This is a genomic window from Streptomyces sp. S465, from assembly GCF_026898115.1.
Taxonomy (GTDB): domain Bacteria; phylum Actinomycetota; class Actinomycetes; order Streptomycetales; family Streptomycetaceae; genus Streptomyces; species Streptomyces luomodiensis.
On record NZ_CP114036.1, the window covers coordinates 456,327 to 481,527 of the forward strand.

Here is a 25,201-nt window from a genome sequence, read left to right on the forward strand (position 1 = left end):
ATCGACGAGGAACCATGGATCGCGAAAAGATCACTCTCAGCGGCGCTCAGGAGACCTTGCTCGCCACGCTGTACGGCAGGGCGGTGGACAGCCGTTCCGCCCACTCCATCCTGCACGACCACGCGGCCCGGGAGGCCGTGGAGCGCGTGGCCTACGACTTCGGCAAAACGGGGATGACGGACACGACGGCGGTCGGCATCGCCCTGAGGGCGAAACAGCTCGACGACTGGACCATGGAGTTCCTGGCCGACCAGCAGAAGGCGACCGTGCTCCATCTCGCCTGCGGTCTCGACACCCGGGTGCAGCGCCTGGCCCCGCCGTCGTCGGTGCGCTGGCTCGACGTCGACTACCCCGAGGTGATCGATCTGCGCCGGCGGCTGCTTCCCGAGCCGTCGGGACACTACGAGATGGTCGGCGCCTCCGTCACCGATGAGGCGTGGCTGCGCGAGGTGCCCGACGACCGGCCCACCGTGGTCGTCGCCGAGGGGTTGACGATGTATCTGCGCAAGGAGGAGGGCAAGCGGCTGATCCAGCGGATCACCGAGCGGTTCCCCAGCGGCCAGCTGCTCTTCGACGTCTACGGGCCCCTGGGCATCCGGCTCCAGAAGATGGTCCCCGCCGTGCGCAACGCGGGCGCCACCCTGCACTGGGGCCTGGACGACCCCCATGAGGTCGAGACCTGGCATCCGGGACTGACCTGCCTCGACGCGGTGCGCAGCGTGGACATGCCGGGAATGGAGAGGATGCCCGCCGCCGGCCGGATGAGCATGCGGGTGATGGCCCATCTGCCCGGCTTCCGGGACGTCGGCCGGATCCTGCGCTACCGCTTCTAGGGCCCGCCGCGCGATGGCCACGGTCCCGGCGCCGGGCGGTCCCGGCGCCGGGCCGGGGGCTATTTGATGCCCACCAGCATGGAGTAACCGCCGGTCAGCGGTTCGATCCGGCTGCTGCTGAAGCCCGCCTCCGCCAGCCAGGCGTGTCCCTCGGCGGCGGTGTACTCGAAGCCGGACTGGCTCTCGATGAGCATGTTCAGGCTCGCCAGCAGACCGAACGCGTTCTCCCTGCGGTCGTCGTCGATGATGGCGTCGTAGACCAGGACCGCTCCCCCTTCGGGGAGGGCGGCGTAGGCCTTCTTCAGCAGCAGCCGCTTCTCCTCCAGGCCCCAGCCGTGCAGGATCTGACCCAGCACGATGACATCGGCGCCGGGCAGGTCATCGGTGAAGAAGTCGCCTCCGTGGAAGGTGAGCCGGTCCTGAAGGCCGAAGGACGCCACGTACTCCTCGAAGACGGGCCGCACCCGGGGCAGCTCGAAGACACCGCCGCTCATATGGGGGTGGCGCTGCGCCACTGCCACCGGAACGCAGCCCACCGCTCCCCCGACGTCCAGCACCGTCCGGTGGTCGGCCCAGGGGAACCGCTCGGCTATCAGCAGCGCCGTGCCCATGCTGAGCCCGGTCATACCGTGCAGGAAGCGCTCGAGGCCCGCCTGGTCCCGGTAGATGGCGTCGAAGACCTCACCGCCGTGCTTCTGCTCGTTCTGTGGTCGCCCGGTTCTCAGTGCCTCGGTGAGCGACCCCCAGAAGGGGTAGAGACGGCTGTTGGCCATCTCCAGGATGCCGCCTGCGTAGGTGGGCTTCCCGCGGTCGAGAAAGGTGTCGGCGGACGGGCTGTTGCGGTACTCGCCCTCGGATCGCTCCAGGAACCCCATGGCGACCAGGGCGTCGAAGAAGTCGGTGGCGCCACGCGGGTGCAGTCCGAGCGCCTCGGTCAGGTCACCGCCCGTGCGGGGGCCGTCCGCGAGCCGGGAGAACAGATCCAGTTCCACCGCGGTGAGCAGTGCCTTCGACGCCATGAAGCCCAACCCGACGCGGAGAATGGACTCGGGGGTGGTCTCGTGCCGCATAAGGATCCCTCACTGTTCTCCCGGAGGTGCGCGCACCGCACCTGACGGTATGTCGGTCTCCTTACGCTACCGCCCCGTTGCTCCCCACAAGGGCCGCCGTCAGGCCGTCGGACCCGCGGACACGGCAAGCGGACCCCGGCGGGGCCGACTGCCCGGGGCGCAGGTCAGATGAGGCCGCGGATCGCCGCTTCGAACCCTTCCACGTGTCCCGCGGCAAGGGCGGCGGCCTTCTCCGCGTCGCCGTCGATGATGGCGTGCAGCAGGGGCCCGTGCTCATGCACATGGCCCGCCAGGCCCGGCAGCCGGTCGATGAACAGGCACCAGATCCGGGTGGCCAGGTTGTCGTACCTGATCAGGGTGTCTTCCAGATAGGGGTTGCGGGTCGCGGCGTAGATGGCACGGTGCACGGCCATGTCGAGCCGGATCAGGTCCGTGCCGCCGTCGGACGCGTCCGCCAGCCGGGTCAGCATCCGGTCGAGGTCACCGCGGTCGCCCTGGCCGGCGCGCCGGGCCGCGAGGCTCGCGGCGAGCGGCTCGAGCCGCTGACGCACTTCCGAGATGTGTCCGAGATCGGCGATCTGCACCTCGGTGGCGAAGGTTCCGCGCCGGGGGTAGGCGACGATGAGGCGCTCGTGCTCCAGCCGCTTGAGGGCCTCCCGGACCGGGGTGCGCCCGAAGCCGAGCTCGGCGGCGATCCGCTCGTCGTTGATGGGCTCTCCGGGGCGGATCCGGAGGGTCACCAGACGGTCCGAGATCGATCGATAGGCCTGATCGGCCAGCGTTCCATCGCCCTGACCAGCGACGGTCGACGCAGTCACCCGAAACCCTCCCTTGACGCGGCCCGGTCGGTCCTCTTAGCTTATCGCAACAGCAGGTTGATATATCAGTCGTCCCTCAGTGGGTTCTCACGGTTCTCAGAGGTTCTCAGGGTTCTCAGGGAGACCCCGTCGATCCGTAGCTCGCGGCCCAGGAGGCTGCTCAGTGATGCATCCGCGCGACACCCTTCCCGCCACGCCCGGGAACGTCCTGCCCGACCACCCCGACTTCCTGTGGCGCAATCCCGACCCCAAGCCGTGCTACGACGTCGTCATCGTCGGCGGCGGCGGACACGGCCTGGCCACCGCCTACTACCTGGCCAGGAACCACGGCATCACCAATGTCGCCGTGCTGGAGAAGGACTGGCTCGCGGGCGGCAACATGGCCCGCAACACCACCATCATCCGCTCCAACTACCTCTGGGACGAAAGCTCCGGCATCTACGAGCACTCGCTGAAGCTGTGGGAGACCCTCGAGGAAGACCTCGGCCACCCGATCCTCTTCAGCCAACGCGGCGTCCTCAACCTCGCCCACACCGTGCAGGACATCCGTGACAGCAAACGCCGTGTCTACGCCAACCGGCTCAACGGCATCGACGCCGAGTGGCTGGAGCCGGAGGAGGTCGCCGAGGTCTGCCCCATCGTCAACATCTCACCCGAGGTGCGCTATCCGGTGCTCGGCGCCACCTACCAGCCGCGCGCGGGCATCGCCAAGCACGACTATGTGGCCTGGGGCTTCGCCCGCAGGGCCGACACTTACGGCATCGACCTGATCCAGGACTGCGAGGTCACCGGCCTCGACATCCGGGGCGGCCGCGTGCGCGGAGTACAGACCACGCGTGGCCCCATCGCCGCCGGGAAGGTCGCGCTCGCGGCCGCGGGGCACTCCTCGGTGCTGGCCTCCATGGCCGGCCTGCGGCTGCCGCTCCAAAGCCATCCGCTCCAGGCGCTGGTCTCGGAGCTGCTGGAACCGGTGCACCCGACCGTGGTGATGTCGAACGCCGTGCATGTGTACGTCTCCCAGGCCCACAAGGGCGAGCTCGTCATGGGCGCCGGCATCGACGCTTACAACGGCTACGGACAGCGCGGCGCGTTCCACATCCTGGAGCGCCAGATGGCCGCCGCGCTGGAGCTCTTCCCCGTCTTCGCGCGCGCCCACATGCTGCGCACCTGGGCCGGGATCGTCGATGTCACTCCGGACGCCTCGCCGATCGTCGGAACGACCCCCGTCAAGGACCTCTACCTCAACTGCGGCTGGGGCACCGGCGGTTTCAAGGCCACACCGGGCGTCGGCTGGGCTTACGCGCACACCATCGCCACCGGCCGACCGCACCCCCGCATCGCGCCCTTCACCCTCTCCCGCTTCACCACCGGCGCCCTGGTCGACGAGCACGGCGCGGCCGCCGTCGCCCACTGACCACCGCCCCGGCCAAGGAGGTCGACATGCAGCTCATAGCCTGCCCCTGGTGCGGTGAGCGCGAGGACATCGAATTCCACTACGGCGGGCAGGCGCATGTCGCCTATCCCGACAACCCCTACGCGCTCGATGACGAGCAGTGGGCCCAGTACGTCTTCTTCCGCGACAACCCCAAGGGCCCGTTCGCCGAGCGGTGGGTGCACACGGCCGGCTGCCGGCGCTGGTTCAACGCCCTGCGCGACACCGTCACCCACGAGTTCCTGGCGGTCTACGACATCCGCGCCCAGCACCCCGCCACCACCGGCGCCGCACCCGCCGCGCAGCGGCACAAGGACCAGGAGGCCGGCTGATGAGCCACCCGTTCCGTGCCCCCGGCCACGGTCGCGTCGACCGCGCCACCACACTCTCCTTCACCTTCGACGGCACCGCCTACACCGGACACCCCGGCGACACGCTCGCCTCGGCCCTGCTGGCGAACGGTGTGCACCACGTGGCACGCGGCATCACCTACGGACGGCCGCGCGGTGTCCTGGCCGCCGGAGCCGAAGAGCCCAACGCGCTGGTGCAGATCGAGGCCCCGTTCCCCGAGCCCATGCTCACCGCCACCACGGTGGAGCTGTACGAGGGCCTCGTCGCCCGGGGTCTGTCCGGCCGGGGCCGGCTGAGCAGCCGGCCGGATCCGGCCCGCTACGACACCATGCACGCCCACTGCGACCTGCTGGTCGTCGGCGCGGGCCCGGCGGGGCTGGCCGCCACGCTGGCGGCTGCCCGGTCCGGAGCCCGCGTGATCCTCGTCGACGAACTCCCGCGGCCCGGCGGGTCGCTGCTCGGCAGCCAGGAGCTGCTCGACGGCGCACCGGCGACCGCATGGGCCGGCGATGTGGTCGCGGAGCTCGACACCCGCGACGACGTGCGGGTCCTGCGGCGCACCACCGCCTTCGGCCACTACGACGACGGGCTCGTCCTGGCCCTGGAGAAGCGCACGGACCACCTCGGTGCCGCGGCGCCCGCCCACATCTCGCGGCAGAGGGTCTGGCGCATCCGCGCCCGGCAGGTCGTGTACGCCACCGGAGCCTACGAGCGTCCGGTCGCCTTCGACGACAACGACCGCCCCGGGATCATGCTGGCCGGCGCGGCGCGCACCTACCTCAACCGCTTCGGCGTACGTCCCGGGCGGCGGGCCGTCGTCTTCACCACGAACGACAGCGCCTATCCGGCAGCGCTCGAACTGGCCGACGCGGGCATGCGGGTCGCCGCGGTGATCGACGCCCGCGAGGAGGTGCCGGCGCACTGGCGCACCGCCTGCGCCGAACGCGGCATCGGCGTCCGCGCCGGGCACGTCGTCACCGGCACCAGCGGCACCGCACACATCTCCCGTGCCCATGTCGCCGCCTTCCGCCGGGAACGCCTCGGCGACCGCCAGGGCATCGAGTGTGATCTGCTGCTGGTCTCCGGCGGCTGGAACCCCGCGGTGGCTCTGTTCAGCCAGGCCCGCGGCACCCTGCGGTACGACGCCGGAACCGGCGCCTTCGTCCCCGCGCACGCGCCGGACAGCGTCCGTACGGCGGGATCGGCCGGCGGCACGTTTACCCTGGCCGGCTGTCTCGCCGACGGCGTGGACGCCGCCCGGCGGGCCCTGTCGGCCATCGGCAGGGCCTGCGGGACGGTCGCCCTGCCGGCCACCCCTGTGCTGCCGGACGGGGCGCCCACCCGGGTGCTCTGGCGGGTGCCGAGCCCGCAGGACGGCCAGGACGGCTCGCGGCAGTTCGTCGACCTCCAGCGCGACGCCCTCGTCTCCGACGTGCTGAGGGCGACCGGGGCGGGGTTGCGGTCGGTGGAGCACGTCAAGCGCTACACCACCATCGGCACCGCCCATGACCAGGGCCGCACATCGGGCGTCATGACCTCGGGCATCCTCGCCGAGGCGCTGGGGGTGGACGTCGCCGACCTCGGCACCACCCGTTTCCGGCCGCCTGCCGTGCCGGTCGCCTTCGCCGCCCTCGCGGGCCGCGACCGCGGGGAACTGTTCGACCCGGTCCGGGTGACCGCGCTGCATCCGTGGCATGTCGCGCACGGCGCCCTGTTCGAGGACGTCGGCCAGTGGAAACGTCCCTGGTACTACCCCCAGCCGGGCGAGACCATGGAGGAGGCGGTGCTGCGCGAGTGCCGGGCCGCCCGCACCGGCGTCGCGATGATGGACGGCTCCACGCTCGGCACGATCGATGTGCAGGGCCCGGACGCCGGTGTACTGCTGGACCGGCTGTACACGAACATGATGAGCACCCTCACGGTGGGCCGGATCCGCTACGGCGTGATGTGCGACGTCGACGGCATGGTCATCGACGACGGCACCGTGATCCGCGTGGCCGAGCGGGAGTTCCTGCTGACCACGACCACCGGCAACGCGGCCAAGGTCCTGGCCTGGATGGAGGAGTGGCTCCAGACGGAGTGGCCCGACCTGCGCGTGCACCTCACCTCGGTCACCGAGCACTGGGCGACCATCCCGCTGGTGGGCCCCCGCTCCCGCGACGTCCTGGCCCTGGTGGCGCCCGGCCTGGACGTCGGCAACGACGCGTTCCCGTTCATGTCATGGCGCGACGCCACCGTCGCCGGTGTCCCGGCGCGGGTGTGCCGCATCAGCTTCTCCGGTGAACTCGCCTACGAGATCAACGTCCCCGCCTGGGACGGACTCACGGTGTGGCAGGCCCTCCTCACGGCCGGCGGCCCGTTCGGCATCACCCCGTACGGCACCGAGACCATGCACGTGCTGCGCGCCGAGAAGGCGTACCCGATCATCGGGCAGGACACCGACGGCACCACCACCCCGCAGGACCTGGGCATGTCGTGGGTGGTGTCCAAGAAGAAGCCGGACTTCATCGGCAAGCGGTCCTTCACCCGTACGGAGAACCAGCGCGAGGACCGCAAGCAGCTGGTGGGCCTGCTGCCGGCCGACGAACGGGTCCTGCTGCCCGAAGGCGCCCAGATCATCGCCACCAGCAGCGTTCCCCAGCCGCCGGTGCCGATGCTGGGCCATGTCACCTCCAGCTACCGCAGCGACGCCCTCCGGCGCACGTTCGCCCTGGCCCTGGTGCGCTCGGGAACCCGGCGCATCGGCGAAACCCTCTACGTCCCGCTGGATGGCCGGACCGTCCCGGTGACCGTGACCGACCCCGTGCTCTTCGACAAGGAGGGAACTCGCCGTGACGGTTGAGACGTCCGCTCGTGTCAGTCCCCTGTCCGCGTGGCAGGACCGCCTGGCGCGGCTGCCGGCCGGGCTGCGGGTGCGGGAACTGCCCTTCCTGACCCAGCTCTCCCTGCGGGTGGAGCCGGGCAGTGCCGCGGCGAAGGCCGTCGAGGCCGCCCTGGACACCGCCCTGCCGGGCCCGGTGCGCGCCGAGTCGTCGGGCGACCTCACGGTGGTGTGGATGGGCCCGGACGAATGGCTGCTGGTGGCCCCCGACGGCCGGCGGCACGAGCTGCTCACCCGGCTGCGTACGGCCATCGGGGAGGAGTTCGCCACCGTCACCGACGTCTCGGCGCAGCGCACCACGCTGGCCCTGTCCGGGCCTCTCGTCCGCACAGTGCTGGCCCAGGGCTGTGCCATCGATCTGGATCCGCGGGTGACACCCGTCGGCGCCTGTCCGACCACACTGCTGGCGCGGGCCCCGGTCACCCTCGTGGTGCGCGCGGAGGGGGCGTCCGCCGTCTGGCTGCTGGTCCGCTCGTCCTTCGCCTCCTACCTGGCCGCCTGGCTGCTCGACGCCTGCACGGAGTACCGGGGAGGCGCTGGGTGAGCGGTCCGGTTCAGGTCGCGGTCGCGGCCGCCGCGGCCCGGCCGGCGGCGCGGCCCGAGAACAGGCAGCCGCCGAGGAAGGTGCCCTCCAGGGAGCGGTAGCCGTGCACTCCGCCGCCGCCGAAGCCCGACACCTCGCCGGCCGCGTACAGGCCGGTGACCGGGGTGCCGGAAGCGTTCGGGTCGTAGTTCCTGAGCCTCTCGGTGTAGTGCCACATCCGGTCGGGGTTGACGATCCGTCCGCCCGCCTTCTCGGTGATGGCCAGCATACGGCCGTCCACATACGCCGGAACGCCGGTGACCATGGACTTGGGCGGGGTGCCGAGCCGGTCCGGCCAGTTACGCCGCACCAGGTCGTGGTTGGCGCCGATACCGCCCGAGGTGACGATCACCACCGGGGCCCTGAGCTCGAAGTGGCCCACCCCGGTGCGCGAGCTGGGCTTGCCGCGGGCGGCGTCGCTCGGCTCCAGGACCGCGCCGCTCACCCCGGTGACGGCACCGCCGGTGACGGCCAGGTCGTCCACCCGGTGGCGGAACCTGAAGGTCACCAGCCCGTCCTCCACGGCGGCCCGCACCTTCTTCTCGAACGGTTCGACCACGGCCGGGCCGGTGCCCCAGGTGACGTGGAAACGCGGCACCGAGTTGCCGTGCCCGTCCGCGAGGCCGCCGCCGCGTTCGGCCCAGCCGACGATCGGGAACCAGCGCACGCCCAGCCCGTGCAGCCAGGACCGTTTCTCCTCGGCGGCGAAGTCCACGTAGGCCTCGGCCCATTGGCGGGCCCAGTAGTCCTGGCCGGCCGGGTCGGTGACGCCGCGGTCGAAGCCGGCCGTGCCCAGCCAGTCCTGCCAGGCCAGTTCGTGGGAGTCCTTGATGCCCATCAGCCGCTGTTCCTCGGAATCGACGAAGAACAGGCCGCCGAAGGACCAGAACGCCTGGCCGCCCAGATTGGTCTCGGGTTCCTGGTCGAGGAGGAGCACGGTGCGGCCCGCGGCCGCCAGTTCGGCCGTGGCGACCAGTCCGGCGAGCCCCGCGCCGACCACGATGGCGTCCGCGTCCGCGGATGCCCCGGAATCGGCGAGGGCCGCAGGTGCCGCCTGGGCGCGGCACCGGCCAGTACCCCGCCCGTCACCGTCAGCGCGCGGCGGCGGCTGATCCCGGCGGGGGAGGCGGAATGGTCTGTGGGGTTCTCCATGGGCTGCCTTCCGGAAGGGGAGTTCGAAAGGGTGCGGGAGACACGAGGGGGTTGCCGCGGCGGCAACGTGTTACCGACGGTAGCCCAGAGGGTGCGGGGCCGCCAGAGTCCTGTCCCAGGAGCGATGCGGTGTCCCGGAGCGCGGCCGGTCAGCCCCCGCCGCCCGGTGACGTCCCGGGCGAGGCGCGCCGCTGCCGCGGGGTGAAGGTGTACAGGTCGAGGATGTCGGGCAGCGGTGCGACACCGGGGCCGCCCGCCCGGATCCAGGCCGCGATGTCCTCGGTCGCGTCCGGGTCGTTGACCAGGCCGAGCCACACCGGCCTGGCGCCGGCGGCGCGCCCGGCGGCCGACGGCTGCACCACGATCACATTGGCCTGATCGCACACGTCCAGGCACCCGGAGACGCGCACGGGCGCCTCCTGCCCCAGGCGCGCGGTCTGCGCGGCGTGGTCGATCCCGGTCACCTTGGGGCTGCCGCAGCAGCAGTCCCGGCACACGGTCACCCGGCACGGCACCGGGTCGCTCGGCCCGTTGGGCATGGCGCATCGCCCTCCTCCGGGGAAGTCCGCCCCGGTTGCGTCGAGGAGGCGACCGCGTGAGTCTCCTGGCTCTCGGGTCGATGCTCGTCCCGGCCTTCCCACCCACGTGCGGGCAGTGGCCCGTTCGGGATCCGCTCGCCGATCACAGTGGCGGTACCGCGTCCGGATTCACACCGGCTTCCTCGTTCCGCCGTCGCCCATGTCGCCCGGCATCATCGCATCCCGGGCTCCGCCATGCCACGGGACCCCCGCCGCGGCCCCGGGCGAGGGCGATGGGCAGGTCAGTTCCGGCGGACCGGTGCGCCCGCGAGCAGTTCGGCCAGGCCCTGGCGGGTGGCCGCCAGCACCACGCGGTCCTGTGGCCGCAGGACGTAACCGGGGTGCAGGTCCCACACCAGGGCGGGTTCCTGGGCGACGCCGTCGTGCGAGGGTGCCGCGGCGAGGTCGCGCTGCCGGTCCGCGGGTTCCGCCGCGTCCAGTGCGATCACCCGCCAGGCGCCCGGCGCGAACGCCTCGGCGACGGTACGGCCCTCCAGCCGCGGATGTCCGGCCACATGCAGGGCGGCGAAGAGCAGCACCCTGCGCTCGATCGGTATGGCACCGAGGACCTGACGGCCCATCATCGCCCCGGCGAAGGCGGGCGCCGCCAGGGAGGAGACGCTGCGGCTGCGGGTCAGGGCCTGCGGATGGGCCGCGCGCAGGGTGCGGTAGACGGCGGTGGCGAAGCCGTCGTCGTACAGGCGCAGCGCCACCCGCAGACGGGGTCTGACCGAGCGGGCGTACAGCGTCGCCTCCAGGTTGGTGGTGTCCACGCTGGTCAGGGCCAGCAGGGCATGGGCTCGCTGGATCTTGGCGGCCTCCAGGACGCCCTCCTGGGTGACATCGCCGACCACGGTCGGCACCCCCAGCTCGCGGGCCAGCGGGATGCCACGCGCACCGGGGTCCTCTTCCACGCACACCACGGGGATGTCCATCTCCCGGAGTCTGGCCAGCACACGGGTGCCGATCTTGCCGAGTCCGAGCAGGACGACATGGCCGGAGAGGCCGCGTGGCGGGCGGCGCAGCGTGGAGGCGGTGCGGAAGGTGCCCAGCGCCTCGAGCGCGGCGGCCACCAGGACGGGCAGCAGAAGTAGTCCGGCCAGCCCGGACAGCAATTGGACGATCTTGCGTGCGGTCGGCTCGTCGAGCGCCGGATCGTCGATGGCCAGCACGTCCAGCACCGTCAGGTAGGCCGCGCGGAGCAGACCGACCCCGGTGACCTGCCAGGAGACGAGGGTGAGCGCGAGCACGGCGGCCGCCATTCCGGCGACGGACCAGCGCAGCCGGCGGGAGAACAGCGAGGCGAGCGGAAGTCTGCGGCTGCCCAGCCGGCGTGGCGGCAGTGGCGGGCCGATGGCGGAGATGGCCTCGAGCACCACCGTGTCGCGGCCGGTGGCGGCGGCCACCTCCGCGTCACCGGGCAGCAGCATGGGCCGCTCGTCCCCGCTGCTGTCCGAGCCCTCACTGCCGCCGGGGTCGCTGGTCGTGGACGACAGCAGGGCGAGGGTGCACAGTCCGGGACGGGCGACCTCGTCCGGGCCGGACGGGCTGCGCTCGGCCGCGCGCAGCAGCAGCCCGTCGGCCTGGAGCACCTTGCTGGTGCCCGCGACGGCGGTGGCCGCCAGGGCGGGGGCCACGGTGTCGGCGTCCGACAGCACGGTGGTGGTGGCGTCCAGCTCCGCGGCGTCGATGCCGGGGTCGGCGACCCGTGCCGCCTCGTCGAGGAGTTCCTCCAGGTGCTGGCCGAGTTTGCGGTTGTAGAGCCGGATGACCAGCCGCAGCCGGGGGTTGAGGCGGCGGGCCCGCAGCGCCGCGTGGATGTTGGTCTCGTCGTCGTCGTGGACCAGGGCGAGCGCCGTCGCCTGTGCCGCGCCCGCCTCGGTCAGCACCTCGTCGTCCAGGTCGGGGGCCTCCATGACCCGCACTCCACCGTCCGAGGCGGTGTGGTCGGTGGTCTGCCGGGGCATCGGGACCCGGCCGACCGCCGCGGTGAACCGGCCGAAGAACGCGGAGGTGCGGCCGCCGGACCGCCATCCCGCCGTCCGCCGCCCGGTGGGGCCGGCCAGGGGGACACCGCCCGGGATGACGACCGTCACCCGCGCCCGGTAGACGTCGTGGAGCTCCGCGGCCAGGCGGTGGGCGAGCGCGTCGTCACCGCAGACGACCATGTGTGCCGCCCCCGAGGGAGACGGCGGGGTGGAGGTGGAGGTGGAGAACACGACGGCGAAGCCCCCCGTTGGTCCATGGTGCCGTTGATCAGCTCCGGGCGGGGTACGACGGCCACAGGCGTCCGGCGGCCGGCGCGTCCGTCCCGGCGGTCATGATCAGACCGTACCTGGTGGACGGTTGCGGGGAGTCGGCCACAGGCGCGGGACGGTCCGGGCACCCCGGCCCCTCACTCCCTGGCGGCTCCGCAGCGCGCGCAGCGGTCGAAGGGGGCGGTGTCCTGGATCGCGCCACATGCGCCGCAGACCTTGTCCAGCCAGCAGGCGGACTCCCCGCCCTCGGGCTCCGCGGGCACCGGGCGCGCCGCCTCCGGGTCCGGGCCGTCGGGCCGAGCCGTACCGCTCATCGTGTGCGCCTCCCCTGCGGACCGTGTGTGCGGCAGATCCTACCGACGCCCCCGCGCGGTGGCTCGTCGCGGACCTCAGCTCGTGCGGCTCGCCCGGCGCGGGGGCCGCCGGGTACGGGTCCACTCCACCAGCTGCCGGGCCGTCCAGGTGGTGATGACGCGCTCCTTCGGCACCCCGCAGGCGGTGGCCCGGTCGCATCCGTAGGGCTGCCAGTCGAGCTGGCCGGGCGCATGCGCGTCGGTGTCGATGGAGAAATACGTTCCCGCCCGCACGGCCTCCCGGAGCAGCCGGCGCGGTGGATCCAGCCGCTCCGGACGGCAGTTGATCTCCACGGCGGTGCCCTTCGCCGCGCAGGCGCCGAAGACCTCCTCGTGGTCGAAGGCCGACTCCGGGCGTTTCCCGCCGACCAGCCGTCCGGTGCAGTGGCCCAGCACATCGACCAGCGGATCGCTGACGGCGGTGACCATCCGGCGGGTCATCTGGCGGGCCTCCATCCGCAGCTTGGAGTGGACCGAGGCCACCACCACATCCAGCCGGTCCAGCAGCTCCGGCTCCTGGTCCAGGGAGCCGTCGGGCAGGATGTCCACCTCGATCCCGGTGAGCAGCCGGAAGGGGGCGAGCTTGTCGCGCAGCTCCGCCACCACCTCCAGCTGGGCGCGCAGCCGGTCCGCCGAGAGGCCGCGGGCCACCGTCAGCCGCGGGGAGTGGTCGGTGAGCACCGCCCACTGGTGGCCCAGCCGCGCCGCCGTACGGGCCATCAGCTCGATCGGGGAACCTCCGTCGGACCAGTCCGAGTGCATATGGCAGTCGCCGCGCAGCGCGGCGCGCAGCCGCGCCGCGTCCCGGTCGAGCTCACACCCGGTCCCGGCGGCCTCGGCCTCCAGCTTGGCCAGGTATCCGGGCACCTCTCCGGTCAGCGCCTCCTGGACCACCTGGGAGGTCTTCGGGCCGAGCCCCTTCAGCGACCGGAGGGTGCCGTTCGCGGCACGCCGCTCCACCTCCTGGGGGTCCAGTGCGGCGAGCACCTCCTGGGCCGTGCGGAAGGCGCGCACCCGGTAGGTCGGCGACTGGGCACGCTCCAGCAGGAACCCGATGCGGTCCAGGGCCTCCAGCGGGTCCATCGCGCACTCCTCGCTCTGTGGGCGTCCGCGTCTCAGGCGCGGCGGTTCGGGCGTCGGCCGGGGGGCTGACGGGGTTCGGGGCGGGCCGTCAGCTCGGGGATGTCGCGGGTCTGGGGGTTCTTGTCGGAGACGGTGAGGCGCTCACCGTAGTGCCGGATCTCCAAGGGGGCGCCCTCGGTCAGGGAGTAGGTGACCCTGCGGTCGGTGATCTCCACGCGCAGCCGCCGGCGCAGCACCTGCATGGTGAAGGCGAGCCGGGCCAGCTTCTCGGGCAGCTTGGGCGAGAACTCCAGCCAGCCGTCGCGGTGCCGCATCCCGCCGAATCCGGCGACCAGGGCGATCCAGGTGCCGGCGAGCGAGGCGATGTGCAGACCGTCGCGGGTGTTGTGCTCCAGGTCCCGCAGGTCCATCAGGGCCGCCTCGCCCAGGTAGTCGTAGGCGAGCCGCAGATGGCCGACCTCGGCGGCCATGACGGCCTGGGAGGACGCGGACAGGGAGGAGTCCCGGACCGTCAGCCGCTCGTAGTAGTCGAAGTTGCGGGCCTTCTGCTCCTCGGTGAAGCACTCGCCGCGCAGATACATCGCCAGCACCAGATCGGCCTGTTTGACCACCTGTTTGCGGTACAGGTCGAAGTAGGGGAAGTGGAGCATCAGCGGGTACTGGTCGGGGCGGGTGCCCTGGAAGTCCCACTCCTGGTGGCCGGTGAAGTCCGCGGACTGCTCGTGGACCCCCATGGACTTGTTGTACGGGACCGACATGGACTCGGCGGCGTCCCGCCACGCGGCTGCCTCCTCGTCGTCGACGCCCAGTTCGGCGCCCTTGTCCGGGTGGCGTTCGACGATGTCCGCGGCGGCCCGCAGGTTCGACTGGGCCATCAGGTTGGTGTAGACGTTGTCGTCGGCGATGGCGCTGTACTCGTCCGGGCCGGTCACCCCGTCGATGTGGAAGCGGCCGTGGTGGTCGTGGTGGCCCAGCGAGCGCCACAGCCGGGCGGTCTCCACCAGCAGCTCCACGGCGGAATCGCGCTCGAACTCGTCGTCCCCGCTGGCCGCCACATAACGCACCACCGCGTCCGCCACATCGGCGTTGACGTGGAAGGCCGCGGTGCCGGCCGGCCAGTAGCCGGAGCATTCGGAGCCGTCGATGGTGCGCCAGGGGAAGGCGGCGCCCTCGTGGTTCAGCTGCCGGGCCCGCTCCCGGGCGGCGGGCAGGATGGACTGGCGCCAACGCAGCGCCTCGGCCACGGACTCGGGGAAGGTGTAGGTGAGCAGGGGCAGCACGAAGGTGTCGGTGTCCCAGAAGGAGTGGCCGTCGTAGCCGGAGCCGGTGAGGCCCTTGGCGGGGATGGCCCGTTCCTCGGCACGGGCACCGGCCTGAAGGACGTGGAAGAGGGCGAAGCGCACGGCCTGCTGGATCTCGGCGTCGCCGTCGACCTCCACATCGGACCGGGACCAGAAGTCCTCCAGCCAATCGCGCTGCTGGTCCACCAGGCCCCGCCAGCCGGTGCTGGCGGCCCCGGCCAGCGCGGCCTCGACCTGGTCCCGTACGGCCGGCAGCGAGCGGGCGCCGGACCAGCCGTAGGCGACCAGTTTCTCCAGCCGCAGGACCTGGCCCGGCTCCAGTACCGAGGTGACGGTCAGACGGGCGACGTCGTCGGTGCTCTCGCTGGCGTGGCGGGTCGGCGGCGGCCCCGTGATCAGGTGGTCCGCGGCGACCGCGACCCGCAGACAGCTGGCCTCGGTGCAGTGGATCAGCCGCAGCCGCTTGTCGTCGGCGGCGTTCTCCTCGGGGTTCAGCGGGGACTCCAGGGCCTCGGCCACCCGGGGGTCGCCCCCGCGCTCGGGCAGCTGCTCGTTGGCGACCAGTTCGGACTGGACGACGACGCGGACACGGGCGTCCAGGGCCTCGACCTCGTAGGCGATGGCGCCGATGGCCCGCTGGGTGAGGGAGACCAGCCGGGTGGAGCGGACCCGGACGCTGGTCCCGGAGGGCGAGGTCCACTCACAGGTGCGGTGCAGCACTCCCCCGCGCAGATCGAGCACGCGTTCATGGGAGCGCAGCCGTCCGTAGCGCAGGTCGAAGGGCTCGTCGTCCACCAGCAGCCGGATGATCTTGCCGTTGGTGACGTTGATCATCGTCTGGCCGGCCTCGGGATAGCCGTACCCGGCCTCGGCGTAGGGCAGGGGACGCCGTTCGTACACCCCGTTGAGGTACGAGCCGGGGAGGCCGTGGGGCTCTCCCTCGTCGAGGTTGGCGCGCCAGCCGATATGGCCGTTGGAGAGCGCGAAGACCGATTCGCTCTGGGGCAGCAGATCGAGCCGGAGATCGGTCTCCCGCAGCAGCCAGGGGTCGACGGCGTACGAGGAATCGGTGATCACGAGTCGCCCTCCGCGTTCTTTGCGTTCCCCAGCAGCTCGGCGAGGTCCTGGACCACGGTGTCGGCGCCGTGTGCGCGCAGCGCGTCGGCCTGGCCGACCCGGTCCACGCCGATGACCTGGCCGAAGTGCCCGGCGCGCCCTGCCTCCATGCCCGCCAGGGCGTCCTCGAAGACGGCGGCCGCCCCGGGGGCGACCTCCAGCTCCCGGGCGGCCTCCAGGAAGGTGTCGGGGTGCGGTTTGCCGGGCAGCTCGCGCTCGGCGGCGACCACACCGTCGATCCGCACCTCGAAGAGGGGCTCGATACCGGCGGCGATCAGCACATCGCGGCAGTTGGCGCTGGAGGAGACGACCGCGGTGCGCAGCCCCGCGGCGCGCGTGGCCCGCACGAAGCGCACCGAGCCGGGATACGCCTCCACCCCCTCCTGCCGGATCTTCTCCAGCACCAGGATGTTCTTGCGGTTGCCCAGACCGTGCACGGTGTCCTTGTCCGGCGGATCGTCCGGGTCGCCCTCGGGGAGGTCGATGCCCCGGGAGGCCAGGAAGGTGCGCACCCCGTCGGCGCGTGGCCGGCCGTCCACGTATTCGTCGTAGTCGCGGGTCGAGTCGAAGGGGCGGAAGGAGGGGCCGTCGCGCCGTCGCAGATACTCGTCGAACGTCTGCTTCCACGCCGCCGCGTGCACCACCGCCGTCCGGGTCAGCACGCCGTCGAGATCGAACAGGCAGGCCCGGATGGAATCGGGCAGGCAGAGGTCGGTCATGGCCCCCGATTCCCCCGGAACGGCCGGAGTATGCCCGGGAACCGGCCGACCGGGCGGGGAACCGGCCGCACCGGACCGGGAACCGGCCGGACCGGGAGCCGGCCGCGGCTCAGCGCGGTACGGCGGTGCGTCCCTCGCGGCGGGAGCGGTCGGCGGCCTCCAGGACGGCGACGACCTCACGGCCGAACCGTACGTCACAGGGGTCGGCCGCGCCGCCGTCGCGCGCGCCGCTCAACAGCCGGTCGACGGCCGTGGTGAAGGCCGCCACCGCGGTGGTGTCCGCGTCGGGGATCGTGACGGTCCCCCGCTCACCGTAGAAGTCGCCGGAGAATCCCTGGGCGGCGGGCCGGGCGTCCAGGGTGAGCGCGAGCGTGCCGATCGCGCCGCGGTGGTGGCGCAGCAGCACATGCGCGGCCCCGCGCGGCCCGCCGAGTGCGGTGACCTCGGCCACCGGGCCGAGGACCGGCAGCAGGACGGACAGGGCGTGCGGGCCGACGTCCCACAGCCCGCCCCGCTCCCGCCGCCAGTGGGAGTCGCGGTAGCGGCCGTCGGGCTGGAAGATCGAGGCGAAGTGGGTGACACGGCCGCCGTCCCAGCCGCCGGCCGCCGCGGCCTCCTGGAGGAAGGTCTCGACAGGTGCCGCGAAGCGCTTGGTGAAGAACACGACCGAGGCCAGTGAGCGCTCGTCCACGGCGCGCACGATCCGGTCGGCCGCCTCGGTGGTGAAGGCCAGCGGCTTGTCCAGGAGCAGATGGCGCCCGGCCAGCGCGGCCCGCTCGGCGAGGTCGCTCTGGATGTCCGGCGGCAGCGCGATGGCGACGGCGTCCACATCGGCGATCAGCGCGTCGGCGTGCGGGTAGGCACGGGTGCCCCAGCGGTCCGCCAGCGCCTGTGCCTTCGCCGGATCGCGCCCCCAGATCCCGGCGAGTTCGGCCACGGGGTGCGCGGTGAGCGCCGCCGCGTGGGTCTCGGCCGCCCAGTGTCCGGTGCCCAGCAGTCCGAACCGCACTGTCCGTCCCCCTCCGTACGAAGCCCCAGGTGTCCCCGGCGTCGGCCGCGATCCTACGGGGCCGGAGAGCGTCCTCCCAAGGGGCGTCCTCGCAGAGGGCTCCCTCACGTGAATGCCTACGTATATGACGCGCCGCCGGGTTCGCGCCGCCGGTTCGGGTGAGGCCGCGCATCACACCCGTAACCGCCCCGAAGATGCGCGCCCCGCGGTCGGCCGCACGTCTGGGACACAGTGATCGACCACCAGCCCCGACACCACGGGCGGAGGGCCTGCGGCCGCGCCGCCCAGCCCGCGCGTCGGCCAGGCATCCTCGGGCGAGGCGAGGCTCCCGGGGCGGGGCCGCCCGGAGGTACCCGGCGAAGCGGCCGGGCCCCGGGCCGGGGGTCGCGGGCTCGCGGCGGCCCGGACCGGACGTGCCCCGGCCGTTTCGGCCGGGGGCGGGACGGCCCTCCCCCGCCTGGCCGCAGGCGGATGCCGGTGCGCGGGGGCGGTGCCAGGGTGAGGCCATGGCCGGCCGCGGTGCGGGTGCGGCCGAAGCCCGCCCTCACCGCCGGAGGTACCCGTGGTCCGTGGCTCGTCCCGCCCCCTCTCCTCCGCGTACCGGCGGCGCGCCACGCTCCGGACCGCGGTGGCCCTGCTGCTGTGCGGGGCCGCGGTCCCCTCCTGTGCCTCCGGCGAGCACAAGCCCGACCGGGCGAGGTCGGCGTCGGCACGGGCGAGCGCGGCGGCGGCGTCCGCGGCGGCCTCGGCGGCGGCGAAGAGGAGGGCCGCGCGCGCCCGGCTGCTGCCGGGAATGCCACCGCCGCTGGATCCCCAGGACCTGTACGCGGCCGACCGGCCGGGGATGCTGTCCCGGGCGGTGAAGGACTTTCCGTCGCGGGTGTACGTGCCCAATACGCTCTCGGACACGGTGAGCGTCATCGATCCGAAGAAGTTCAAAGTCATCCGCACGATTCCGGTGGGCCGTCAACCGCAGCACGTGGTGCCGTCGTGGGATCTGAAGACGCTGTGGGTCAACAACGACCTGGGCAACACCCTCACTCCCATCAACCCCGCCAACGGCCGGGCAGGCCGCCCGGTGGACGTCCATGACCCGTACAACCTCTACTTCACCCCGGACGGCAAGTACGCCGTGGTGATGGCCTCCAAGGACCGGGCCCTGGTCTTCCGGGACGCGCACAGCATGAAGGTGGTGAAGTCGGTGCCGGTGGACTGCTACGGCGTCAACCACGCCGACTTCTCCCCCGACGGGCGCTACTTCATCGTCTCGTGCGAGTTCTCCGGTGAGCTGCTGAAGGTGGACACGGCGAAGCGGAAGGTGATCGCCAAGCAGCGGCTGCCGATCGCCGGGGCCATGCCGCAGGACGTCAAGATCTCACCGAACGGCAAGACCTGGTACATCGCCGACATGATGGCGAACGGCCTGTGGGTGCTCAACGGCGACACCTTCGGCACGCCACGGCTGCTGCCCACCGGGAAGGGCACCCACGGCCTCTACGTCAGCCGCGACTCCCGCTCCATGTACATCTCCAACCGCGGCGAGGGCACCATCTCGGTGCTGTCGTTCAAGACCGGCAAGCTCGTCCAGCGCTGGCGGCTCCCCGGCGGCGGCAGCCCCGACATGGGCGGGGTGTCCAGCGACGGCAAGGTGCTGTGGCTGTCGGGGCGGTACAACGGCGAGGTGTACGCGATCGACACCCGCAACGGCCGGCTGCGCGCCCGGATCCCGGTCGGCGGCGGCCCGCACGGGCTCGCGGTCTACCCCCAGCCCGGCCGCTACTCCCTCGGCCACACCGGGATCTTCCGCTGAGAGAGATATGCATAGCCTGCCTATATAGAGGCGTGATATAAAATCTGGATGTGGAGTACACACAGCAGTCCGGTCCCCGGGAAACCGACGCCCCCGTGACCCGTGAGGAGGTCGCGGAGGCGCTGGAGCAGCTGGCGTTCCTCGCGGTGCGCCATCTGACCAACCGGGACATCAGTTTCACCGCCGCCTCGACCCTTGGCCGGCTCAGCCGGGAGGGCCCGTCCCGGCTGACGGCCCTCGCCTCCGACGAGGGTGTCACCCAGCCCTCGATGACCCAGCTGATCCAGCGACTGGAGCGGCAGGGCCTGGTGACCCGGGTCGACGATCCCCACGACGGCCGGGTGGTGCTGGTGGCGATCTCCGACGCCGGCCGGGAGCTGCTCGCCGAGCGGCGCCGCGACCGTACGGAACGTCTCGCCGAACTGCTGGCCACTCTCTCCCCCGAGGACCAACAGGCACTCGCCACCGCCGTCCGCGCCGCCACCCCCGCCTTCCAGCGGCTGGTCGAGAGCGCGGCACGGACGCGGAAGGCCCCGGGGGGCACCGCTTCCTGATCACTCGGCACCCTGCCGCGCCACGGCTTGCCATGTCGTCACGGCTCGGGCCCTGACCGACGGAGCCCTTCTTGTCCGCTCATCCCGCTCATCCCCGCACCACCAACCCCTTCAAGCAGCCGAAGGCCGTATGGGCGGTCGCCTTCGCCTGCGTGATCTCCTTCATGGGCATCGGCCTGGTGGATCCGATCCTGCCCTCCCTCTCCGCTCAGCTGCACGCCACGCCGAGCCAGGTGTCGCTGCTGTTCACCAGCTATCTGGTGGTCACCGCCGTCGCCATGCTGATCACCGGTTTCGTCTCCAGCCGGATCGGCGCCAAGCGCACTCTGGTGGCCGGTCTGGTGCTCATCGTGATCTTCGCCGCGGCGGCCGGGGCGTCCGGCAGCATCGACGGCATCGTCGGCTTCCGCGCCGGCTGGGGCCTGGGCAACGCCCTGTTCATCGCCACCTCGCTCGCCGTCATCGTCGGCTCGGCCAGCGGTGGTTTCGCCGGCGCGATCATCCTCTACGAGACCGCCCTGGGCATCGGCATCGCGGTCGGACCGCTGCTCGGCGGTGAGCTGGGCGGGATCAGCTGGCGCGGGCCGTTCTTCGGCGTGGCGGTCCTGATGGCCATCGCGCTGATCGCGACCATCGTGCTGGTCCAGCCCACCCCGACCCCGGCGCGCCGGGCCTCGATCGCCGATCCGATCAAGGCGCTGCGCCACCGCGGACTGCTCACCATGGGGCTGACCGCGCTCTGCTACAACTGGGGCTTCTTCACGGTGCTGGGCTATGCGCCGTTCCCGATGGACCTGGGCACCCATGAGCTCGGCTATGTCTTCACCGGCTGGGGTCTGCTCGTCGCCTTCTTCTCGGTCTTCGGCGCCCCCTGGCTCCAGGCGCGGCTCGGCATAGCCCGTTCGCTGTATCTGAATCTGGCGCTGTTCGCGCTCGACATCCTCGTCATCGGCCTCTTCACCGACTCCAAGGCGACGCTGATCGTGGCGGTGATCGTGGCCGGTGCCTTCATCGGGATCAACAACACGATCACCACCCAGGCGGTGATGACCGTCGCCCCGGTCGAACGGCCCGTGGCCTCCGCCTCCTACGGTTTCGTCCGCTTCATCGGCGGCGGTCTGGCCCCGTACGCCGCGGGCAAGATCGCCGAGCACAACGGGGTGCATCTGCCGTTCTACATCGGTGCCGCCGCGGTCGCGCTGGGCATCGGCGTCCTGGCCACCGGGCACTCGCTGCTCGCCGAGGCCGAGCGGGTCCAGGCGGCGGAGGCGGCCGGTCACACCCCGGCCGAGGAGCGGCGGGAGACGCTGGAGCAGCAGGCGCTGGCCGAGGAGCTCGGCTCGGCCGGCTGACGGCGAGGGGCGGACCCGGCGCGCTCACGGTCCGCCCCGCACGGCGCCGGACCACTGCTCCGAGGTACCCGCGGCCGCGCTCACGGCCGCGGGTCTCCGCGTACGGAGGGTTCCCTCAGATCCGCCAGGAGCGGATGCGGACCGCCGCGTCGAAACAGTCGACCTTGCCCGAGAGGATGTCGCGGACCAGGTCGATCAGCGCCCCGTACGGCGGGTCGATGCCCTCCCCCGAGGCGTGCATATAGGCGACCGCGGTCGCGCTGGCGAACAGCGCGTTGCTCGCCGGGAGCGGCTTGAGCAGGGCGAGGGTGTGCAGCAGGGCCGCGGCCCGCCACGCGGGGTCGGGATCGACACCCAGGCGCGGCGGGTCGACACGGTGCCGGGCCACCGCGGCGACCAGCCCCGAGAAGTCCGAGATGGCCGGTTGTTCCGGCATGACCTCCTCATGGCGCTGGAGCAGCCAGGGGACGTCGATGTGCAGCAGCGGGGCCGTGGTCACGCGGCCTGCCCGGGGTTGCGGCGCTCATCGTCGGGGAACGCGTCCGCGAAGGCGTCGGCGTTGTCCGCGAAGAACCGCCGGAAGACCTCGGCACCCTCCTGAAGAGCGCGGTGCCGCGCGATGTCGGCCACGGTCGCCTCACGGACGAGGGCCTTCATCGTCGTACCGCGCTCCTTCGCGATCTGGCGGAGGTCCTCAAGTTCCCGATCGCTGAATTCCACGTTGAGTGCTGACATGCGGGACACCCTACTCAGCAGGTACCCGGGCAGCAATCGCCCCAGCTCAGATCGGGTTTTTGTAGGTACTGGACAATCATTTCACGGGTGGTCGCGGGTGGTCGCGAGCGGTTACGGACGGCTGCGGCCGGGGACCGGAGCGCCGTCGGGCCCCACCCGGACGAACGGTCCGCGCACCGTGCGGCCGGTCAGGCTGCGGTAGGCGGCGGGGCGGCGGAAGGCGTCCCCCCAGGCCTCCCGGCGCCGGTAGTCGCGCAGCGCGTCGAGGTCGAAGACCGCCGGATAGATCCCCTCGGCCTCGCCCGCCTCGATCACCAGGGTGTTCCGCGACCGGCCGTCGGCGAAGGCGACGCCGTCGTGGGCGACGGAGTGGCCCCAGCCGGGACCGGCGTAGTTGGCCAGGGCCATCCCGGTCATGTTCTCCGTGGCGCGGGAGCGGAACTGGGAGAGCCGGTTGCTCTCCAGCTCGCAGGCGTTCGGGGTGAGGACGATCTCCGCTCCGGCGAGCATCAGGGCGCGGGCGCTCTCCGGGAACTCACGGTCGTAGCAGATCATCACCCCGGTCATCACCTCGCCCACCGCCGTGTCCAGGACGCATACCTCGAACCCCGTCCCCGGGGTCAGGGCGGCCTCGGGCAGGTCGAAGGCGCAGGTGTGCACCTTGGCGTAGGTCAGGACCAGCCGGCCGTGCCGGTCGATGAGGGAGCAGGTGTTGCGCGGCGGCCCGTCCCAGCGCTCCAGATAGGTGAGCGCGATCGCCATCTCGAGCTCGGCGGCCAGTTCGCGGAAGCGGGTGACGAAGGGCGAGTCGCGGGTGATCGGCTCGCCGAGCCAGACGGGTTCGGGCCGCGGTGCGGCCGAGGGGCGGGCGCCGTCCCACAGCGACGGATGACGGTAGAGGTCGCCGTCGGCGGAGCCGTCCGGGACGGCGGAGCGGTAGCCGTTGCTCCACATCTCGGGGAAGAGCGCGATGTCCGCGCCGAGGGCCCTGGCCCGTCGGCAGGCCGCCTCGCCGAGGGCGAGGTTCGCGCGCGGGTCGTGACCGGGCGGAGCGAGCTGGAGCAGGGCGACGGTGAGGGGGGTCATGGCGGATGCCTCCTTCGGTCTTCGATGACGTGCGGATGGTGCGAAGGAGGTTTCCGGCGGGCCCCGGGGGCGGGGCGGGCGTCACAGCATGCCACCACGCTACCTGCGGGCGGGGTGAGTTGACGAGGGGCCGAGGCCGGGGTCGGGGCCCGGCGTAGGGAGGGTGCGGGGCTCAGAAGCCGGCGTCCGCCGCCCACCGGGTGAGTTCGCTCCGGGCGGCCGCGCGCAGCTCGGCCGAGGAACCGGCGGTGCCGTCGGCGATCAGCGCGTAATGCACGGTGCCCGCGTCGGCCGGGGCGGAGAGCACCAGCCGGTGCCCGTCGGTGTCGCCGGGCTCCGCGGCGGTGGCGATGGGGTGGTCGGCGGTGTGGCCGTGTGCGGTGTAGGCGGGCGGTCCGGTGACGGTGCCCAGATCGGAGACGACGGTGGTCCGGGCGGGGTCGAAGTCGCGTGGCAGGCGCAGTTCGGTGGGCGCGTCGGTGCCGCCGTCGGAGCGCCACACCAGCATGCCGTAGCGGCCGGAGCCGGTGAGCTTCGCGACGTTCGGCAGGCTGCTGGGGACGCGGTCCCAGCTGAGCGTGGTGGAGCCGTCCCGGGAGCGGTCCTCGAAGGTGAAGGCGAGGGTGGTGCCCGCGACGGCGCGCGGGTAGAGCCGGTCGAGCAGCCGGGTGTCCTGGCGCAGCGCGGCGTCGCCGGAGTCGTCGAGGCGGACGGCCGAGAGGTCCTCGCCGTTCCAGGCGTCGCCCTCGGTGAGGATCTCCCCGGTGTCGCCGTTCATGGCCTCGTGGTGGCGGCCGCTGTAGATGTCCCACTGCCACTGGGTGGAGGAGAGCACGGCGCCGGAGGCGGCCGGCCGGGTCCACCAGGTGGCGCCGGGGAGGCGGGAGTCGAGTGCCTGGTACATGCCCTTGACGACGGTGGGGGCCTTGTCGGAGGTGAAGCCGGTCAGCGGATGGCCGAACTCGCTCATGACGGCGGGGAGGTCCAGGGCGGCGGAGCGGTCGCGCAGGGCGCCGAAGTCGGCCGCGTACTGGCCGTCGGCCGCCTTGCCGGGCATGAAGACGCCGGAGATGGCCTTCTGGTCGTAGTAGTGGGTGTTGAGGACGTAGTCGGGGCCCGGCTTCGCGGTGTCGAGGAAGCCGCCTTCCTGGCGCTGGAAGTCCAGGTTGGAGTTCCAGAACATGTTGGGCTCCACGAAGGCGGGTTTGTCCTGCCAGCCCGCGGCGTCCATCCGGGCGCGGAACTTCTCGTAGAAGGGCCACAGCACGCTCTTCTCCCAGGTGCGGCTGTTCTGGCCGGCGTCGTAGACGCCCGCGTAGGGCTCGTTGAGCGGGTCGAAGCCGACGACGCGGGTGAACTCGTCGGCGGTGAGGTGCCGCGCCAGGTGGCTCATGGTCTTCTCGGCGGTGTCCAGGAAGGCGTCCTGGACCCCGATGGTGCCCGCGTCGGTGGTCAGGGCGCGGTTGTGCCAGAAGTCGCGGGTGGCGGTCGTGACGGCCTGGTTCTGGGTGATGTTCTGGCCCCAGTGGAAGCAGATGCCGCAGGACTCCTTCGGGTATCCGCCCGCGTCGACGACCCATTCCGGTGCGCCGTCGCCGCTGTACCAGCTGTCCTGATCGAAGAGGTGGCGGGAGTACAGGTCCTGGTGGAAGTCGGGGAAGACCCGGATTCCGGCGTCGAGGAACGCCTTCATCTGTGCGGTGGCCCGCTCCAGGTAGCCGGTGTCCACCTGGCCGGGCCGGGGCTCGGCATGGGCCCAGGAGAGCAGGAAGCGCACCGCGTTGGCGCCGGTCAGGTCGCGCATGGCGGCGGCGGATGTCCTGGCGTCGGCGGTGGTGGCGAAGGGCAGTCCGCCGTTCTCCTCCAGTTTGGTCTCGCCGGAGACGTTGAACCCGCGCAGCACGACCTCGCGGCCGTGGCCGTCGGCGAACCGGGTGCCGTCCACGGTCACCCGGTCCGCCGCCCGCCCGTCGAACCAGGGCGCCTCGGCCGCGGCCGCCGGGGTGCCCGGGGCCGCGGCGGCCGCCGCCAGCAGCGCCACGGCCGCCCCGAGCAACCGGGTGCGACCCGGTCGGGGGCGGCCGGTCCGTGTCCCTCGCGTCTCATGAGTCGGCATGGACCTACCGT

The 25,201-nt window shown here is 72.3% G+C and carries 19 protein-coding genes, 3 pseudogenes and 1 riboswitch; of the genes and pseudogenes, 7 read left to right on the top strand and 15 right to left on the bottom strand.

Going from position 1 to position 25,201, the window contains the following annotated elements; translation table 11 throughout:
• The first annotated feature begins 14 nt into the window (after nucleotides 1-14).
• A complete protein-coding gene (locus N6H00_RS02155) occupies nucleotides 15-833 on the top strand; it encodes a class I SAM-dependent methyltransferase (protein WP_268969792.1) in 819 nt (272 codons plus the stop codon).
• A gap of 59 nt (nucleotides 834-892) precedes the next feature.
• Here N6H00_RS02155 and N6H00_RS02160 read toward each other — a convergent pair whose 3' ends face one another.
• Nucleotides 893-1,903, bottom strand: a complete 1,011-nt coding sequence (locus N6H00_RS02160; RefSeq protein WP_268969793.1) for a methyltransferase — start codon at nucleotides 1,901-1,903, stop codon at nucleotides 893-895.
• Between the two features lie 164 nt (nucleotides 1,904-2,067).
• A complete protein-coding gene (locus N6H00_RS02165) occupies nucleotides 2,068-2,721 on the bottom strand; it encodes a GntR family transcriptional regulator (RefSeq protein WP_268969794.1) in 654 nt (217 codons plus the stop codon).
• A gap of 166 nt (nucleotides 2,722-2,887) precedes the next feature.
• On the opposite strand from N6H00_RS02165, the gene N6H00_RS02170 reads away from it, so the two are divergent.
• From N6H00_RS02170 to N6H00_RS02180, 3 genes and pseudogenes are all read left to right on the top strand, one after another.
• Entirely contained in the window at nucleotides 2,888-4,135 is a 1,248-nt protein-coding gene (locus tag N6H00_RS02170; RefSeq protein ID WP_268969795.1) for a sarcosine oxidase subunit beta family protein, read from the top strand.
• A gap of 26 nt (nucleotides 4,136-4,161) precedes the next feature.
• A pseudogene (locus tag N6H00_RS02175) lies at nucleotides 4,162-7,346 on the top strand (sarcosine oxidase subunit delta family protein).
• Nucleotides 7,336-7,929, top strand: coding sequence for a sarcosine oxidase subunit gamma (locus N6H00_RS02180; protein ID WP_268969796.1), 594 nt, complete (start codon nucleotides 7,336-7,338; stop codon nucleotides 7,927-7,929). The pseudogene N6H00_RS02175 and the gene N6H00_RS02180 overlap by 11 nt, the downstream one beginning before the upstream one ends.
• A 10-nt stretch (nucleotides 7,930-7,939) precedes the next feature.
• Here the strand turns inward: N6H00_RS02180 and N6H00_RS40410 are convergent.
• The 9 genes and pseudogenes from N6H00_RS40410 to N6H00_RS02220 all read right to left on the bottom strand — a co-directional run.
• Nucleotides 7,940-8,095, bottom strand: a pseudogene (locus N6H00_RS40410) (FAD-binding protein); the annotation flags it as partial.
• 12 nt (nucleotides 8,096-8,107) lie between these two features.
• A pseudogene (locus N6H00_RS02185) lies at nucleotides 8,108-9,120 on the bottom strand (FAD-binding dehydrogenase); the annotation flags it as partial.
• Between the two features lie 149 nt (nucleotides 9,121-9,269).
• On the bottom strand, nucleotides 9,270-9,659 hold the full coding sequence (locus tag N6H00_RS02190) for a (2Fe-2S) ferredoxin domain-containing protein (RefSeq protein ID WP_268969797.1): 390 nt from the start codon (nucleotides 9,657-9,659) through the stop codon (nucleotides 9,270-9,272).
• A 43-nt stretch (nucleotides 9,660-9,702) separates the two neighbouring features.
• A riboswitch (cobalamin riboswitch) is annotated at nucleotides 9,703-9,879 on the bottom strand.
• A 61-nt stretch (nucleotides 9,880-9,940) separates the two neighbouring features.
• The gene (locus N6H00_RS02195; RefSeq protein WP_268976828.1) at nucleotides 9,941-11,866 is read right to left on the bottom strand and encodes a potassium channel family protein; all 1,926 of its coding nucleotides are present in this window, start codon (nucleotides 11,864-11,866) and stop codon (nucleotides 9,941-9,943) included.
• Between the two features lie 227 nt (nucleotides 11,867-12,093).
• Nucleotides 12,094-12,270, bottom strand: a complete 177-nt coding sequence (locus tag N6H00_RS02200; RefSeq protein ID WP_268969798.1) for a hypothetical protein — start codon at nucleotides 12,268-12,270, stop codon at nucleotides 12,094-12,096.
• A gap of 75 nt (nucleotides 12,271-12,345) precedes the next feature.
• Nucleotides 12,346-13,392, bottom strand: a complete 1,047-nt coding sequence (locus tag N6H00_RS02205; RefSeq protein WP_268969799.1) for a PHP domain-containing protein — start codon at nucleotides 13,390-13,392, stop codon at nucleotides 12,346-12,348.
• 32 nt (nucleotides 13,393-13,424) lie between these two features.
• A complete protein-coding gene (locus tag N6H00_RS02210; RefSeq protein ID WP_268969800.1) occupies nucleotides 13,425-15,770 on the bottom strand; it encodes a glycoside hydrolase family 65 protein in 2,346 nt (781 codons plus the stop codon).
• Nucleotides 15,767-16,528, bottom strand: coding sequence for an HAD family hydrolase (locus N6H00_RS02215; RefSeq protein WP_268969801.1), 762 nt, complete (start codon nucleotides 16,526-16,528; stop codon nucleotides 15,767-15,769). The genes N6H00_RS02210 and N6H00_RS02215 overlap by 4 nt, the downstream gene beginning before the upstream one ends.
• A gap of 109 nt (nucleotides 16,529-16,637) precedes the next feature.
• Complete coding sequence (locus N6H00_RS02220) at nucleotides 16,638-17,537, bottom strand: Gfo/Idh/MocA family protein (RefSeq protein ID WP_268969802.1); 900 nt, start codon at nucleotides 17,535-17,537, stop codon at nucleotides 16,638-16,640.
• Between the two features lie 562 nt (nucleotides 17,538-18,099).
• On the opposite strand from N6H00_RS02220, the gene N6H00_RS02225 reads away from it, so the two are divergent.
• From N6H00_RS02225 to N6H00_RS02235, 3 genes are all read left to right on the top strand, one after another.
• On the top strand, nucleotides 18,100-19,347 hold the full coding sequence (locus tag N6H00_RS02225) for a YVTN family beta-propeller repeat protein (RefSeq protein ID WP_268969803.1): 1,248 nt from the start codon (nucleotides 18,100-18,102) through the stop codon (nucleotides 19,345-19,347).
• 50 nt (nucleotides 19,348-19,397) lie between these two features.
• Complete coding sequence (locus N6H00_RS02230; RefSeq protein ID WP_268969804.1) at nucleotides 19,398-19,901, top strand: MarR family winged helix-turn-helix transcriptional regulator; 504 nt, start codon at nucleotides 19,398-19,400, stop codon at nucleotides 19,899-19,901.
• Between the two features lie 71 nt (nucleotides 19,902-19,972).
• Nucleotides 19,973-21,253, top strand: a complete 1,281-nt coding sequence (locus tag N6H00_RS02235) for an MFS transporter (RefSeq protein WP_268969805.1) — start codon at nucleotides 19,973-19,975, stop codon at nucleotides 21,251-21,253.
• Between the two features lie 115 nt (nucleotides 21,254-21,368).
• Here the strand turns inward: N6H00_RS02235 and N6H00_RS02240 are convergent, their stop codons facing one another.
• The 4 genes from N6H00_RS02240 to N6H00_RS02255 form a co-directional block, all read right to left on the bottom strand.
• Nucleotides 21,369-21,689, bottom strand: a complete 321-nt coding sequence (locus N6H00_RS02240; RefSeq protein WP_268976829.1) for a toxin Doc — start codon at nucleotides 21,687-21,689, stop codon at nucleotides 21,369-21,371.
• Nucleotides 21,690-21,748: 59 nt separating this feature from the next.
• The gene (locus N6H00_RS02245; RefSeq protein ID WP_268969806.1) at nucleotides 21,749-21,988 is read right to left on the bottom strand and encodes a hypothetical protein; all 240 of its coding nucleotides are present in this window, start codon (nucleotides 21,986-21,988) and stop codon (nucleotides 21,749-21,751) included.
• Nucleotides 21,989-22,099: 111 nt separating this feature from the next.
• Nucleotides 22,100-23,074 carry a carbon-nitrogen hydrolase family protein gene (locus N6H00_RS02250; RefSeq protein WP_268969807.1) on the bottom strand — a complete coding sequence of 325 codons (975 nt, stop codon included), beginning with the start codon at nucleotides 23,072-23,074 and terminating at the stop codon, nucleotides 22,100-22,102.
• Nucleotides 23,075-23,246: 172 nt separating this feature from the next.
• Entirely contained in the window at nucleotides 23,247-25,190 is a 1,944-nt protein-coding gene (locus N6H00_RS02255) for a cellulase family glycosylhydrolase (protein WP_268969808.1), read from the bottom strand.
• Between the last annotated feature and the right edge of the window lie 11 nt (nucleotides 25,191-25,201).